The sequence below is a fragment of the Marisediminitalea oceani genome (genome assembly GCF_003731635.1).
Lineage (GTDB): Bacteria > Pseudomonadota > Gammaproteobacteria > Enterobacterales > Alteromonadaceae > Alteromonas > Alteromonas oceani.
Window position 1 is genome coordinate 22,375 of record NZ_RCUA01000005.1, and the last position, 14,031, is coordinate 36,405.

A 14,031-nucleotide genomic window follows, 5' to 3' on the forward strand; every position below is an offset into this window, starting at 1 on the left:
TCTTTATTGGGTGTCGGGAACGACGGCCCTGTACAAGTTTTCTGTATCTGTTCACCAACCTGAACTTCGCGGGTCAGTGAACTATGTCAATTCAATTCTGTATAACTAAACGGCAAATTATTTTTGCCATTGTCGCAAGTTTTCAGCTACGTGATTGTTCATCAACGCACGTTGCATTACCTACTCAATTGATAATTCCGCAATGGGGTAGTTTGGTGGTAATACAGACTCTGCGACCGGTTGTTTAACTTTTTAGTTTAACGTTATTTTAACAACGAGTCTGGCGAGAACCTTTCGGCGTCGCTTCGGTTAAAACAATTTGATTATCGCACCAAAGGGTTGAAATAGGCAAGCCATACGCGTAATTAGGGAGTAATTAACTCAGTCGGACGTCGTTTTCTGAACAAAATACCGGGTTAAACAGCTGCTCATGGCGTAAATTTTGATTAATCGGAGTTCGAGTTAAGTGAATGTACTGGTGAAATACGTTAGAATCGCCGCCTATGAAATCAGCCGACGCATTGCCAGTGACATCACCAGACAAGAATTCCCCCACATCCCAGGTTCAATTTGTTGAAGTCGAACCAGACTTAGACGGGCAGCGCATCGATAATTTTCTGCGTACCTTTCTAAAAGGCGTTCCTAAGAGCCTTATTTACCGCATTTTGCGCAAAGGCGAAGTGCGGGTTAATAAGAAACGGGTAAAGCCTGAATATAAACTGGTAGCAGGGGATTTGATTCGGGTGCCACCGGTCAGGGTGAGTGAAACCCCTGAATTGCCATCGCCAAAACTGGAAAAGATTGCCAGTCTTGAACAGCACATCCTGTTTGAAGATTCACATATCATTGTATTTAACAAACCTTCCGGGTTAGCGGTGCATGGTGGCAGTGGTTTGAGTTTTGGTTTGATTGAAGGACTCAGAGCATTGCGCCCGGAAGCGAAATTTATGGAGTTGGTTCATCGGCTCGACCGGGATACGTCGGGTTGTATTCTGGTTGCCAAAAAGCGCTCGGCGTTACGCCATATGCACGAGCAACTGCGTAACAGCCAGATGGACAAGCGCTACCACGCTCTGGTTGCTGGCCAATGGCCGCAGAATCGCTTTAAAGTAAAAGCGCCACTACAAAAGAACATTTTGCAATCCGGTGAGCGACTGGTAAGCGTGTCGGAGCAGGGCAAGCCTTCTGAAACCCGCTACCGTATTTTACAGTCGTTCGATAACGCCACGTTGGTTGAGGCTTCGCCAATTACCGGCCGGACCCACCAGATCCGCGTACATTGTTTACACGCCGGCCACCCCATTGCCTGTGATGATAAATACGGTGATGCGGAATTTGACAAACAAATGAAACGCATTGGACTCAATCGTCTGTTTCTGCATGCATCCAGCTTACGGCTGATGCATCCGAAAACCGAAGAGAGCGTGACCTTTAATGCACCCTATGATGAGCAATTAACCCAGGCCGTTAATACGCTTAAAAAAGTATAAGAATGCAGGAAATTATGACCAAGCAGTACGAACTGATCATCTTTGACTGGGATGGCACGCTGATGGACTCAGCGGCGAAAATTGTTAGCTGTATGCAAAAGGCAGCCGCACGTTGTGAGGTAGCGATCCCAACAGCTGAGGCTGTCAGCCATATTATCGGCATCAGTTTAAAGCCTGCCATTAAGCAGTTATTCAATATTGATGATGACGAGCTGGCCGAGCGTTTAACCCTGGCTTATAAAGAAGTGTACCTTGGTGCAGATACCACGCCTTGTCCGCTATTTGATGGGGTAATCGATATGCTGACTGATCTTAAGGATGCAGGCAATGTTCTGGCGGTAGCTACTGGTAAAGCAAGGCGCGGACTCAACCGGGCCTGGGAACAAACCAGTACCGGTCATTTCTTTACCACTTCCCGCTGCGCCGATGAGGCAGACTCAAAACCTTCCCCGGACATGCTGTTACAGTTGCTTGAAGAGCGCTGTCTGTCGGCCGGGCAGGCGCTGATGATTGGTGATACCACTTATGATATGCAAATGGCACAGGCAATAGGCATGGACAGAGTGGGGGTAAGCTACGGGGTACACGCACCGGTGAACCTGGCTAAACATCACCCCAAAGCCATTGTGCATTCCATTGCTGAGTTGCACGACCTGCTAATGACGCAGAGTTAAATCGAGTAAATTAATCTGCCAGTCGGCCAGCATGTCGCGCAGTAGCATAACCGGCAGGCCAATCAGAGTGTTAGGATCCCGGGACTCGATGCGGTCGAACAACAATACCCCGGCACCCTCGGCTTTAAAGCTACCGGCACAGTCGTAGGGTTGCTCTTTTAACAGATAGCGCTCAATAACCGAATCGGATAATTCAGAAAAGGTGACGTACACATCCTCAAACCGGGTTTGTTCGCGCTGTTGTGCCTGATGAACCAGGCTAAGCGCCGTAATAAAGCGTACTTTATTGCCTGAACACAGCTCGAGCTGTTCGATGGCTTTGTCCAGCGTGCCGGGTTTACCGAGTATGTGGGCATGGCCGGCTTTATCGGTAACAGTGGCAACCTGGTCGCCACCAATAATGACTGCGTCAGGGTAATTGGCGGCTACCGCCCGGGCTTTTTCAGCCGCGAGCCGGCAGGCCAGAGCATCCGGTGCTTCACCTGGGGTGGCAGTTTCGTCGATATTAGGACTAATGCCGGGAACCTGAAAGCCGATATTGGCAAGTTGCGCCCGGCGGTAGGCGGAAGAAGAGGCCAGAATAATTCTTGGTGATGTCATAGTTATTATATTTCTGTCGTCACGTTGCTTACCCCTTTATAGTAAGGGAATCGGCAAAGAGTTTAGCGGATTTTGCCACAATGGTAAAAAAACGATTAATCCTTTGACAGTAAAGGGCTGACGCTATATTATGCGCGCCCTATGCAGAAAGTGAAATTACCGCACCAGGTCGAACCGGTCAAAAGCGCGCTAAAACGCTCAGATTATGAGGGTGTTATCGCGACCAAAGACATGGCGAGATTAATGGGTTCCGTCGTCAGCAGTGACGAATGGGTTGAAGTGAAAGTGCAGTTCGAAAAAGACGCGCAGGGTCTTACTGTTTTTCATGGCACCCTGGACACCGCAGTAGTTTTACTCTGTCAACGGTGTAACGAGGCATTTGATTGTCCGCTTCATGCTGATTTTTGTTATAGTCCGGTGCAGGGACAACAAGACGCAGAAGCATTACCCGAAGCCTATGATCCGGTAGAGGTCGGCGACCATGGAGAAGTCAATCTTCTTCAATTATTTGAAGACGAGCTGATTTTGTCGTTACCGATTGTGCCCTTTCATGCAGAGGAAGATTGTGCAATCACCAGTGACGATATGCAGTTTGGTGAGATTGAACCGGAACAGAAGCAACCAAACCCTTTCGCGGTTTTGAAAGAACTTAAGCGAGACCAGGAGTAAGTTATGGCAGTACAACAAAATCGTAAAACGCGTAGTAAGCGCGGCATGCGTCGTTCACACGATGCGTTGACAGGCGAGACTTTGTCTGTCGATGCAACGTCGGGTGAAACACACCGCCGTCACCACGTGACCGCTGATGGTTACTACAAAGGCAAAAAAGTCATCGGTAACTAAGTTACTGGTGCCGACATTTTGTCTAAACTAACCATTGCGTTAGATATCATGGGGGGCGATCATGGTCCCCCTGTTATTCTTTCCGCCGTCCAAAAAGCTATTCAGTCCATTACCGATGCACAGTTTATTTTGTGTGGTGATGAGAACATTATACTTCCCGCTCTGGAATCCCTCACCGAACAACAACGCCAACGCACTGTAATTCATCATTGCGAGCAAGTGGTTGAAATGGGTGAGCCACCGACCTCGGCATTACGCAATAAAAAGCAATCTTCCATGTGGAAAGCACTGCAACTGGTTGAATCCGGTGAAGCGGATGCATGCGTAAGTGCGGGTAATACCGGCGCGCTGCTGACCATGGCGTTTTATTTACTTAAAACGTTACCTGGCATCGACCGCCCCGCGCTGGTTTCAGATATGCCCACCGCCAGCCATCATCGAGTTTTTCTGCTCGATTTGGGCGCGAATGTAAATTGCACCTCTGAAATACTGTTCCAATACGGTGTTATGGCATCAGTACTGGCCGAGCAAATCAGTGGCATTGAGTCACCTCGGGTGGCATTACTGAATGTGGGCGAGGAAGATATCAAGGGCAATGCCCAGGTTAAATACGCCGATCAGTTGTTCAAAAATGCCAAAGGTATTAACTATATTGGTTATGTAGAGGGTGATGATATTTTCACCGACTACGCCGATGTGGTAGTTACCGACGGTTTTACCGGGAATATCGCACTAAAATCCTGCGAGGGCCTGGCAAAACTCGTTATTAATGAAGTAAAACGGCAATCCCAGGCAAACTTTTTCAGCCGCATGATGGCGCGAATTGCCTTACCCTTACTAAAAACAGTTTACAATCGTGTGAACCCCGACCAGTATAATGGTGCCAGTCTGTTAGGATTGCGCGGCATTGTCATCAAGAGTCACGGCAATGCCTCGGCAGAAGCGTTTTATTACGCCATATTGCAGGCCAAGCAAGAAGCTGAGATGAAAGTGCCTGAAAAAATAAAAAGTAAAATAGAAACCGTTTTATTGGAGCAACTTTGAGCAAATACTCTCGTATAATAGGTACGGGTAGCTATTATCCTAGCGACGTACGTACCAATGCCGATTTAGAGTTGATGGTGGACACCAGTGACGAATGGATCACGGACCGAACCGGCATTAAAGAACGCAGAATTATAGGTCCGGATGAGACCGCTGCAACCATGGGCGCAGAAGCCAGCAAGAAAGCCATTGAAGCGGCCGGTATTGATGTGACTTCTATCGACATGATTGTTTGTGCGACCACCTCAGGTCGTCACGCCTTACCCAGCACTGCCTGCGAAATTCAAAATATCCTCAACATCGATAATATCCCGGCTTTTGACGTAGCAGCGGCTTGTGCCGGTTATTGCTATGCGCTGAGCGTTGCCGACCAATATGTGAAAAGCGGTATGGCAAAGCGGGTATTAGTAGTGGGTACCGATTGCCTTAGCCGGCATATTGATCCAGCTGATCGCACCATGGTTATTTTATTTGGTGATGCTGCTGGCGCTACCATTATTGAAGCCAGCGACGAGCCGGGCATTTTGTCTACGCATATTAATGCGGCCGGCTCTTACAGTGATCTGCTGAAAATTGGTAACCCGGATAAATCAAACCCGGATTCCATTCATGAAAACTGGGGCTCAATGAAAGGCAATGAAGTCTTCAAGGTCGCAGTGACCAAGCTGTCGGAAATTGTTGAGCAAACACTGTCTGCCAATAATATGCAGAAGAGTGATTTAGATTGGCTGGTACCACACCAGGCCAACTTCAGAATTATTAAAGCGACAGCCAAAAAGCTGGATATGTCGCTGGATCAGGTTGTGCTGACACTGGAAAAATACGGTAATACGTCAGCGGCAACCGTGCCAACAGCGCTCGACGAAGCCATTCGTGATGGCCGAATCAAGCGTGGTCAACATTTATTGCTGGAAGCATTCGGCGGTGGTTTTGCCTGGGCTTCTGCTTTAGTTAGGTATTAACAAATGCCATGGTGAGCAGGTTAGCCCGGCTCACCTGAATTAGAACAATTATAAGGATGCTTTATGACTCGTATCGCCTGTGTGTTCCCTGGACAGGGCTCTCAAGCGGTTGGCATGCTCAAAGAGCTGGCCGACGTTCATCCGTCTATTCTCGACACCTTTGCGCAAGCCTCTGAAGCGCTGGGTTATGATTTGTGGGACGTGGTACAAAACGACCCCGACAGTAAATTAAACGAAACCCAGGTAACGCAACCGGCGTTGTTAACCGCCAGTGTGGCGATATATCGCTTGCTGGCAGAGCAGGGCATTGCACCGGAATATATGGCCGGTCACAGCCTGGGTGAATATTCTGCGCTGGTATGCGCCGGTGCATTGGATTTCGCTGAAGCCGTTAAGTTGGTTGAAGCTCGTGGTGAGTTTATGCAACAGGCAGTTCCGGCAGGTGCGGGCGCCATGTACGCCATTATTGGCCTGGATGACGACAGCATTGCTGAAATTTGTCATGACACCGCAGTGGCCACCGGCGACGTAGTATCACCGGTTAACTATAATTCGCCGGGTCAGGTAGTGATTGCTGGTGAAAAGAACGCCGCAGAACAGGCCGCTAACGCCTGTAAAGAGGCAGGTGCCAAGCGTGCATTACCACTGGCAGTAAGTGTGCCTTCTCACTGTGAATTAATGCGTCCGGCAGCCGATCATCTTGACGATAAGCTGGAAACCATCGCAATTGCCGAACCTACAGTGAAAGTAGTTAATAACGTTGATGTGGCGGTTGAGTCAGATCCTGCAGGCATTCGCAGCGCACTCGTTCGTCAGTTGTACTGCCCGGTGCAGTGGACCAAAACCGTGGAGTTTCTGGCCGCAGAAGGGATTGATACCATTATCGAAGTTGGTCCGGGTAAAGTGCTTACCGGACTCGGTAAACGAATTGTCAAATCTGTAAGTTATATTGCTGTTAACACCCCGGAGACGGTGGCAAGTTGGCAGGCAGAATAATAGGAATCTTTTTCAAATGAGCGATTTACAAGGTAAAATTGCCCTGGTTACCGGTGCCAGTCGTGGTATTGGTAAAGCGATAGCAACACAATTAGCCGCGCAGGGCGCTACCGTTATTGGTACAGCTACCAGCGAAGGCGGAGCCGATGCTATCACCGAATACCTGGCGGCTTCCGGCGGCAAGGGTATGAAGCTGAATGTCACCGAAGAAGGAGCCGTGGATGCGCTGATTAAAGCCATCAACGAGGAATTTGGCGCGGTTGAGATCTTGATCAATAATGCAGGTATCACACGTGATAATCTGCTAATGAGAATGAAAGATGAAGAGTGGCAGGCGATTATCGATACTAACCTGACCGCTATCTTTTCATTGTCAAAAGCTGTTTTGCGTGGAATGATGAAGAAACGCTGCGGCCGCATTGTGAATGTGGGTTCTGTAGTGGGTAGTTCGGGTAATGCCGGACAAGCAAACTACGCGGCGGCGAAAGCCGGTGTCATTGGTTTTTCTAAATCACTGGCTCGCGAAGTGGCCTCTCGAGGCATTACGGTAAACGTTGTTGCACCAGGCTTTATCGATACCGATATGACCAAAGCCTTAAGTGACGAACAGCGTGAAGCCATTTTCAAAGATATTCCGGCGAATCGTTTGGGTCAGCCAGAAGAAGTTGCTGCAACGGTTGCGTTCCTGGTGAGCGACGGTGCGGCGTATATCTCTGGTGAGACAATCCATGTAAATGGTGGGATGTACATGGGCTAACTCGATTTGTGTAATTTTTTGCAGTTTTGCATTGACACACAGACAGAGAAAGCCTTGAATGTTAAAATCTTGTTGATTAAACTTAGTTGGTTGCTGGTTTGACCAGATAGATTGTTTTAGCTGGTCGCTTGCAAGCGATAATATTGCAAAATAAACTAGCGACAATTTTTGTATCTAGTGACGTTAAGGGAAACCTAGAATTATGAGTAACATTGAAGAGCGCGTAAAAAAAATCATCGTTGAGCAGCTTGGTGTTAAAGAAGAAGAAGTAAAATCCGAAGCATCTTTTGTTGATGATCTGGGCGCTGATTCACTTGACACTGTTGAGTTAGTAATGGCGTTGGAAGAAGAATTCGACACTGAAATTCCAGACGAAGAAGCAGAGAAAATCACTACTGTTCAGTCTGCAATTGACTACATCAACGCTAACAAAGACGCGTAAGCTTCTTTTTTAGATAGTGAAAAACGGCTCTGTAACAGAGCCGTTTTTGTATGTATTGTTATAGCTCAACGTGCACTTTGTAGTGTTTACTGTTGGGTTTTTCTGATTAGTTCCAATGCGAGGACATTCTGTGACAAAACGTCGCGTAGTGGTTACTGGCTTGGGTACGCTGTCCCCTTTAGGTTTGTCTACCGACAAAACCTGGCGCCGAATTCTGGCTGGCGAAAGCGGGATTGGCGACATTACCCATTTTGATTGCAGTAACTATTCCACCCGGTTTGCCGGTCAAATCAATGATTTTGATCCGCAAGACTATATCGATAAAAAAGAAACCAAGAAAATGGACCGCTTTATCCAGTTGGGTATTGCCGCGGGCAAGCAGGCATTTCAGGACTCGGGTCTTGAGGTAACGCCTGAAAACGCGTCTCGCGTGGGCATTGCTATTGGTTCAGGTATTGGCGGTCTGGAGCTTATCGAAGAAAACCACTCCAAGCTGGTTAACAGCGGCCCTCGTCGGGTATCGCCGTTCTTTGTACCTTCCACCATTACCAATATGATTTCCGGATTTCTGTCGATTATGGCAGGGCTGAAAGGGCCTAACCTGAATATTGTGACTGCCTGTACCACAGGTGTACACAACATTGGTGTAGCGGCCCGGACTATCGCTTATGGCGATGCGGATGCAATGCTTGCCGGTGGCGCCGAAGCGTCTATTACGCCATTGGGTATGGCTGGTTTTGCCTCTGCTCGTGCACTGTCTTCCCGCAACGATTCACCGCAACAGGCAAGTCGCCCGTGGGACAAGGACCGTGACGGTTTCGTTATGGGCGAAGGCGCCGGTGTGGTAATGCTCGAGGAATACGAAGCGGCCAAAGCACGCGGCGCGACCATTTATGCGGAGCTGGTAGGCTTTGGCATGAGCGGTGATGCGTACCATATGACCTCGCCGCCAGAGAATGGCGAAGGCGCTGCAGCGTCGATGGTAAATGCCATCAACGATGCCAAAATTGACCCGTCCCTGATTGGTTATATCAACGCGCACGGCACGTCAACGCCGGCCGGTGATATTGCCGAAGTGTCTGCGGTGAAGAGCGTCTTTGGGGAGCATGCGCACAAAGTGCTGGTTAGCTCAACGAAGTCCATGACCGGTCACTTATTGGGTGCTGCCGGTTCGGTTGAGGCGATTTTCACAATTCTGGCTCTGCGCGACAAACTGGCTCCGCCCACTATTAACCTGGACGAACCGGGTGAAGGGTGCGATCTGGACTTTGTCCCGCATAAAGCCAAAGCCTTTGAGGAAGAGTACGCACTGTGTAACTCCTTCGGTTTTGGTGGCACCAATGGCAGCTTGATTTTCAAGCGCCCATAAGCCGATATTGATATACACAAAAGGGAGCCTGGTGCTCCCTTTTTCTTTGCGGTCGTTATCATCATTCTCCGCGACTTGGTATTAACAGAATTGCTGATACAATACCCGTCTGAAACTGACTAACCCGGTGACTGCCGAACGCGCTGTATGACTGATCCCAATGGACTGGCTCCACTCAAACAATTTGCCCTCAATGACCGGCTGGCCAATTATGGTGACGGTACGTTTACCACTATGCGCGTGTTGGATGGCAAGGTTGCCCTGCTGAATCGCCACATTAATCGCCTGATAAATGACAGCCAGGCCCTTGGTTTAACGGTTGAAGCCGAAGTCATTCGACAGGTGATTGCGGCCGCCTTACCAGAGCGAAATGAGGGTGTGCTAAAGGTGTTAATTGGTGCCGGGCAGGGCGGTCGCGGTTATGCGCGTCTGGCAGAGCCAAACATAAACGTTGCTGTAAGCTGGCATGATGTGCCTGCTGTTTATCAAAGCTGGCAACAACAGGGCATTCACGTAGGGACTGTGCCGGTCTCTTTAGCCAGACAGCCTTTACTGGCCGGATTAAAGCATGCCAATCGTTTAGAGCAGGTTTTCATTAAACAGGCGTTGGCTCATACAGATTTCGACGATGCGATTGTAACCGACACCGAACAAAATATTATTGAAGCCAGTGCTGCAAACCTATTCTGGCTGGTTGGTGGGCAGTGGTTTACTTCATCACTGGCCCTGGCTGGCGTTAATGGCGTTATGCGGCAATTTATTCTCGATAATTGCCCGGATATCCACATTATCGAACAGCAGTTAACAGAGATAGCCCACGTTGATGCCATGTTTTTATCCAATGCGCTGATGCAAATCGTTCCGGTGAAAACCCTCACCTTAGGTGAGTCTAAACGTGAACTTGCCATTGCGCCGGTCCTGTCGCTCCACAAGTCACTGGCACCGGCTTATGCGGGAGAATACGGTGCTGCGTAAACTGGCCTTAGGATTAATCATTGTAGTAGGCGCAGCTATGGCAACCATGGGCTGGTTGCATCAGCAATTTGCTAAGCCGCTGAATATTGAGCAACGCCAGTTATTTACCCTGCCGCCAGGCCAGGGCGCCATTGAAACGCTGCTGCGTTTTGAGCAGCAAGGGTGGCTGCCCATGCCTACTCTGGCAGCCCGGCTGTGGCTTAAGCTGGTATATGGTGGCCAGCCTATTCTGGCCGGTACCTATGCCTTTGAGCCGCCATTAACACTGGCGGGTGCCTTTGAACTACTTTCCCATGGCGAGGAAGTACAGTTTGATATCAGCCTGATTGAAGGGCAAACCTACCAGCAATGGCTGACAACGCTTAAGGCACATCCGCGCCTTAAAGCTGACCTCACTGATAATGAGGAAGCGCTTGTACAGCGCCTTATTGCACAATGGCAGCCCTACAGCGCTGAGCCATTACATAGTCTTGAAGGCCTGCTGTTGGCGGATACCTATCACTTTACCAATCAGACACCAGCCAGTGAGATTCTTGAACGAGCGTCTGATGCCATGCAGGAGTATCTGCTGGAGAACTGGGCTAAACGCGAACCAGGTTTGCCCTATGAGGCGCCGGTGGAAGTGTTAACCATGGCGTCGATTATCGAAAAAGAAACGGCGCTTGCATCGGAGCGGGCCCGTATTGCCGGAGTATTTGTTAATCGGCTTGAGCAGAACATGCGGTTGCAAACCGATCCAACGGTCATTTACGGCCTCGGCGAACGGTTTGACGGAAATCTGACCCGCAAGCATTTACGCGAAGATACCCCTTATAATACCTACGTACATAAAGGGTTGCCTCCAGGGCCTATTGCTATGATTGGCCGGGTCGCCATTGATGCTGCCCTGCAGCCGGCACTGACGTCGGAGCTCTATTTTGTGGCTCGTGGTGATGGCAGCCACCAGTTTTCCAATACATTAGAACAACATAATCAAGCGGTACGAGAGTTCCAGCTAAACCGAAAGGACGGACAACCATAGATGTCAGGTAAGTTTATCGTCGTTGAAGGCCTGGAAGGGGCCGGCAAGAGTTCAGTGATTGCACTGGTAGAGCAAGCGGTTAAGTCAAAAGGCTTTACTACCGTGACAACCCGGGAACCCGGCGGCACGCCCATGGCCGAGGCCATTCGCAACTGCGTAAAGCAAATCTGGCAGGAAAATGTGGTTGAGGAAACCGAGCTGATGCTGATGTATGCCGCGCGGGCGCAACTGTTGGCTAACGTGATCAAACCGGCTATGGATGCAGGCAGCTGGGTGATTGGCGATCGTCATGATTTATCCTCGCAGGCCTATCAGGGCGGCGGCCGCGAAATTGCACAAGCCACGCTGTCGGCGCTCAGTGACATTACGTTAAAAGGGTTTAAACCCGACCTCACTCTGTATCTGGATGTTGAGCCGGCTGTGGGATTAGAACGAGCCCGCGGGCGTGGTGAGCTGGACCGCATTGAGTTAGCCGGCCTGGGCTTTTTTGAGCGTACCCGGGCCCGTTATCTGCAACTGGCTGCGGCAGATAGCAGCATAATCACCATTGATGCCATGCAGCCTATGGCCGATGTGCATCGGGATGTTCAACGCACGCTGGAGCAGTATCTTTCATGCTAGCGTTACCCTGGTTAGCCGAGCGATATCAGCAGCTGGTACAGCGCTTTCAGACCAGTACACTACACCATGGCATTTTGCTGAGTGGCCCGCAGGGCGTGGGCAAGCGTGAGTTAGCTGATGCCCTGATGCAGGCCATACTGTGTTTGCACCCGAGGAGTGACGGCCCCTGCGGTGAATGCCAGAGTTGCAAACTGATTGAGGCAGGTACCCATCCCGACCGTTACGTGCTGGAAAGCGATAAACAGCTAGGCGTTGATGCCATCCGTGAAGCTATTGGTAAGTTAAATACCACGGCGCAGATTGGCCGTCACAAAGTGTTGATCATTCCGGCAGCCGAGCGGATGACCGAAGCGGCCTCTAATGCTTTACTTAAAACGCTGGAAGAGCCCACCGACAACACTTACCTGTTGTTATTAACGCACCGGGTAGCCGGATTATTACCGACTATTTTAAGCCGCTGTGAAAAGCACGTCATTGCCACACCATCCGCGGAGCAAAGTCTTAGCTGGCTGGCAGGTCAGGGCCATGATGAGGTTGATCAGGCACTACTCAACGCTTACGGAAATGCGCCACTTCGTGTTGCCCGGGCGTTAACCGACGAGAGCGCGCTAAGTTACCGTGATTTTCTGACCGGTTTGGAAGGATTGCTGGGTAATAACCAGGACGTGACAGAAGTGGCGTCGAAGTGGCAGGACCACGCAGAACAGGTGATTTACTGGTGCCAGCAGTATTATCATGATCAATACTGCAAAACACAGCGTAAAGAAGACTTGCAACGTTATCAGCACTGTATCGCTTATGCTGTCCGGGTGCGTCATCCCGGCGTTAATAAAGTGCTGCTGTTGAGTCAGATTTTTTCATTACTAAAACAAGCCTAAGGAGCTTTTTTTGTTTGTAGATTCTCATTGTCATCTCGACCGCCTGAAACAAAATACCGAAGAGTTGGCGCAAACGCTGGCTTTTGCCCGCCAGCGCGGGGTAGAGCATTTCCTCTGTGTATCGGTATCGGTAAAAGATTACCCGCAGATGCTCAGTACGGTCAGTCATTTTGATGATGTCTCGGTGTCCTGTGGCGTGCATCCCTTGCATCAGGAAGATGCCTGCGATTACGACACCTTACTGGCAGCTGCCAGTAGCGATAAGGTGATTGCGATTGGCGAAACAGGACTGGATTACTATTACAGCGAAGATACCCGTGAGGTGCAGATCCAGTCGTTTATCGACCATATCAAAGTGGCTAATGAAACCAACAAGCCGCTGATTATTCATACCCGCGATGCCCGCGAGGATACCATCGCGCTGTTAAAGCAGTACAAAGCCGAACACACTGTTGGTGTGCTGCATTGCTTTACCGAAGATTTACCCATGGCCGAGGCGGCCATGGAAATGGGCTTTTATATCTCCATTTCCGGCATTGTTACCTTTAAGTCTGCGGAAGAATTACAGGCAGTAACCAAGGCTATTCCGCTTGAACGGTTACTGATTGAAACCGATTCTCCCTGGCTGGCACCGGTACCCCACCGCGGTAAACCCAATCAGCCCGGCTATGTGGTAGAAGTTGCTGAATTTATTGCTGAACTTCGCGGCATCAGTGTGGATGAACTGGCAAAAGCCACTACAGCGAATTTTTATCGCCTGTTTTCTGGCATTAAGCCGAATAGTTAAACGCCATGTCTGACTGGAGCGCGTTACTGTTAAAAAGTCTCGACAAAACCCGGGATATGCCGGAAAGCCGCTATTTTCAGCTGGCGACGGTTGATAGCAGCGGCCTGCCGCACAATCGCACTGTGGTGTGTCGCGGGGTAGATGAGAACCAGTCCCTGATGTGGGTGGTTACCGACACCCGCAACAAGAAAGTTGCTGAGCTTAAGGGCAACCCTCACGCGGCGGTTTGTTGGTATTTCGCCAAAACCCGTGAACAATACCGAATGACGGTAAACTGCAGGGTGGATACGCCGAACGGTGACAGAGCGTTATGCCAGCAACATTGGGAGCGTTTGTCAGTGGCGGCCCGGCAACAGTTTTTATGGGGCGAACCCGGCAGCGAGCGCACAGCCCCGAAAAAGTCTCTGATTGATCACAGTGCCAACACGGATGTCTTGCCCGATCATTTCTGCGTGCTAACCCTACTGGTAGAAAGTGTGGACTACCTTAATCTGCGCGGTAACCCGCAGCAACGGCAGTGTTTTGAAAAACACCAGGGGCAGTGGTATAGTAAAGAGCTTATTCCCTGAACG

At 49.8% G+C, this 14,031-nt stretch carries 17 protein-coding genes; 16 read left to right on the plus strand and 1 reads right to left on the minus strand.

All coding sequences use genetic code 11. The features are described 5' to 3' along the window. Positions 1–503 precede the first annotated feature (503 nt). Together rluC and D9T21_RS00975 are read left to right on the plus strand one after the other, a co-directional pair. Positions 504–1,490 carry a 23S rRNA pseudouridine(955/2504/2580) synthase RluC gene (gene rluC, locus D9T21_RS00970; RefSeq protein WP_123323332.1) on the plus strand — a complete coding sequence of 329 codons (987 nt, stop codon included), beginning with the start codon at positions 504–506 and terminating at the stop codon, positions 1,488–1,490. 14 nt (positions 1,491–1,504) lie between these two features. Continuing rightward, positions 1,505–2,164, plus strand: a complete 660-nt coding sequence (locus D9T21_RS00975; protein WP_241155594.1) for an HAD-IA family hydrolase — start codon at positions 1,505–1,507, stop codon at positions 2,162–2,164. Here D9T21_RS00975 and D9T21_RS00980 read toward each other — a convergent pair. Further along, positions 2,147–2,764, minus strand: coding sequence for a Maf family protein (locus D9T21_RS00980; protein WP_123323334.1), 618 nt, complete (start codon positions 2,762–2,764; stop codon positions 2,147–2,149). The genes D9T21_RS00975 and D9T21_RS00980 overlap by 18 nt on opposite strands. Before the next feature lie 141 nt (positions 2,765–2,905). Here D9T21_RS00980 and yceD point away from each other — a divergent pair, with 141 nt between their 5' ends. The 14 genes from yceD (at position 2,906) to D9T21_RS01050 (ending at position 14,028) form a co-directional block, all read left to right on the plus strand. Beyond that, positions 2,906–3,433 (plus strand): 23S rRNA accumulation protein YceD, encoded by a 528-nt coding sequence (yceD, locus tag D9T21_RS00985; RefSeq protein WP_123323335.1) that lies wholly within the window; start codon positions 2,906–2,908, stop codon positions 3,431–3,433. 3 nt (positions 3,434–3,436) lie between these two features. After that, the gene (rpmF, locus tag D9T21_RS00990; protein ID WP_105935833.1) at positions 3,437–3,607 is read left to right on the plus strand and encodes a 50S ribosomal protein L32; all 171 of its coding nucleotides are present in this window, start codon (positions 3,437–3,439) and stop codon (positions 3,605–3,607) included. A gap of 18 nt (positions 3,608–3,625) precedes the next feature. Beyond that, positions 3,626–4,651: a phosphate acyltransferase PlsX gene (gene plsX / locus D9T21_RS00995; RefSeq protein WP_123323336.1), complete on the plus strand. Its 1,026-nt coding sequence runs from the start codon at positions 3,626–3,628 to the stop codon at positions 4,649–4,651. After that, positions 4,648–5,613, plus strand: a complete 966-nt coding sequence (locus D9T21_RS01000; RefSeq protein ID WP_123323337.1) for a beta-ketoacyl-ACP synthase III — start codon at positions 4,648–4,650, stop codon at positions 5,611–5,613. Before plsX ends, D9T21_RS01000 begins: the two co-directional genes overlap by 4 nt. A 63-nt stretch (positions 5,614–5,676) precedes the next feature. Further along, complete coding sequence (gene fabD, locus D9T21_RS01005; RefSeq protein WP_123323338.1) at positions 5,677–6,609, plus strand: ACP S-malonyltransferase; 933 nt, start codon at positions 5,677–5,679, stop codon at positions 6,607–6,609. Positions 6,610–6,625: 16 nt separating this feature from the next. Next, on the plus strand, positions 6,626–7,366 hold the full coding sequence (gene fabG / locus D9T21_RS01010) for a 3-oxoacyl-ACP reductase FabG (protein WP_105935829.1): 741 nt from the start codon (positions 6,626–6,628) through the stop codon (positions 7,364–7,366). A 202-nt stretch (positions 7,367–7,568) separates the two neighbouring features. After that, positions 7,569–7,808: an acyl carrier protein gene (gene acpP / locus D9T21_RS01015; protein WP_018981476.1), complete on the plus strand. Its 240-nt coding sequence runs from the start codon at positions 7,569–7,571 to the stop codon at positions 7,806–7,808. Positions 7,809–7,938: 130 nt separating this feature from the next. Continuing rightward, positions 7,939–9,177 (plus strand): beta-ketoacyl-ACP synthase II, encoded by a 1,239-nt coding sequence (gene fabF, locus D9T21_RS01020; protein ID WP_123323339.1) that lies wholly within the window; start codon positions 7,939–7,941, stop codon positions 9,175–9,177. A 147-nt stretch (positions 9,178–9,324) separates the two neighbouring features. Then, the gene (gene pabC, locus D9T21_RS01025) at positions 9,325–10,152 is read left to right on the plus strand and encodes an aminodeoxychorismate lyase (protein ID WP_123323340.1); all 828 of its coding nucleotides are present in this window, start codon (positions 9,325–9,327) and stop codon (positions 10,150–10,152) included. Then, positions 10,142–11,173: an endolytic transglycosylase MltG gene (mltG, locus tag D9T21_RS01030; protein WP_241155595.1), complete on the plus strand. Its 1,032-nt coding sequence runs from the start codon at positions 10,142–10,144 to the stop codon at positions 11,171–11,173. The genes pabC and mltG overlap by 11 nt, the downstream gene beginning before the upstream one ends. After that, the gene (gene tmk / locus D9T21_RS01035; protein WP_123323342.1) at positions 11,174–11,794 is read left to right on the plus strand and encodes a dTMP kinase; all 621 of its coding nucleotides are present in this window, start codon (positions 11,174–11,176) and stop codon (positions 11,792–11,794) included. Further along, positions 11,788–12,672, plus strand: a complete 885-nt coding sequence (gene holB, locus D9T21_RS01040) for a DNA polymerase III subunit delta' (protein ID WP_123323343.1) — start codon at positions 11,788–11,790, stop codon at positions 12,670–12,672. The genes tmk and holB overlap by 7 nt, the downstream gene beginning before the upstream one ends. 10 nt (positions 12,673–12,682) lie before the next feature. After that, entirely contained in the window at positions 12,683–13,459 is a 777-nt protein-coding gene (locus D9T21_RS01045) for a TatD family hydrolase (protein WP_123323344.1), read from the plus strand. A gap of 5 nt (positions 13,460–13,464) precedes the next feature. Beyond that, a complete protein-coding gene (locus tag D9T21_RS01050; protein WP_123323345.1) occupies positions 13,465–14,028 on the plus strand; it encodes a pyridoxamine 5'-phosphate oxidase family protein in 564 nt (187 codons plus the stop codon). Positions 14,029–14,031 lie beyond the last annotated feature (3 nt).

Excerpts from the sequence above, each read along its gene's own strand:
- D9T21_RS00980 (WP_123323334.1), bottom strand. The coding sequence starts at position 2,764 with ATGACATCACCAAGAATTATTCTGGCCTCTTCTTCCGCCTACCGCCGG.
- yceD (WP_123323335.1), top strand. The coding sequence starts at position 2,906 with ATGCAGAAAGTGAAATTACCGCACCAGGTCGAACCGGTCAAAAGCGCG.
- D9T21_RS01050 (WP_123323345.1), top strand. The coding sequence starts at position 13,465 with ATGTCTGACTGGAGCGCGTTACTGTTAAAAAGTCTCGACAAAACCCGG.
- rpmF (WP_105935833.1), top strand. The coding sequence starts at position 3,437 with ATGGCAGTACAACAAAATCGTAAAACGCGTAGTAAGCGCGGCATGCGT.
- fabD (WP_123323338.1), top strand. The coding sequence starts at position 5,677 with ATGACTCGTATCGCCTGTGTGTTCCCTGGACAGGGCTCTCAAGCGGTT.
- acpP (WP_018981476.1), top strand. The coding sequence starts at position 7,569 with ATGAGTAACATTGAAGAGCGCGTAAAAAAAATCATCGTTGAGCAGCTT.
- tmk (WP_123323342.1), top strand. The coding sequence starts at position 11,174 with ATGTCAGGTAAGTTTATCGTCGTTGAAGGCCTGGAAGGGGCCGGCAAG.
- fabG (WP_105935829.1), top strand. The coding sequence starts at position 6,626 with ATGAGCGATTTACAAGGTAAAATTGCCCTGGTTACCGGTGCCAGTCGT.
- pabC (WP_123323340.1), top strand. The coding sequence starts at position 9,325 with ATGACTGATCCCAATGGACTGGCTCCACTCAAACAATTTGCCCTCAAT.
- holB (WP_123323343.1), top strand. The coding sequence starts at position 11,788 with ATGCTAGCGTTACCCTGGTTAGCCGAGCGATATCAGCAGCTGGTACAG.
- D9T21_RS00975 (WP_241155594.1), top strand. The coding sequence starts at position 1,505 with ATGACCAAGCAGTACGAACTGATCATCTTTGACTGGGATGGCACGCTG.
- rluC (WP_123323332.1), top strand. The coding sequence starts at position 504 with ATGAAATCAGCCGACGCATTGCCAGTGACATCACCAGACAAGAATTCC.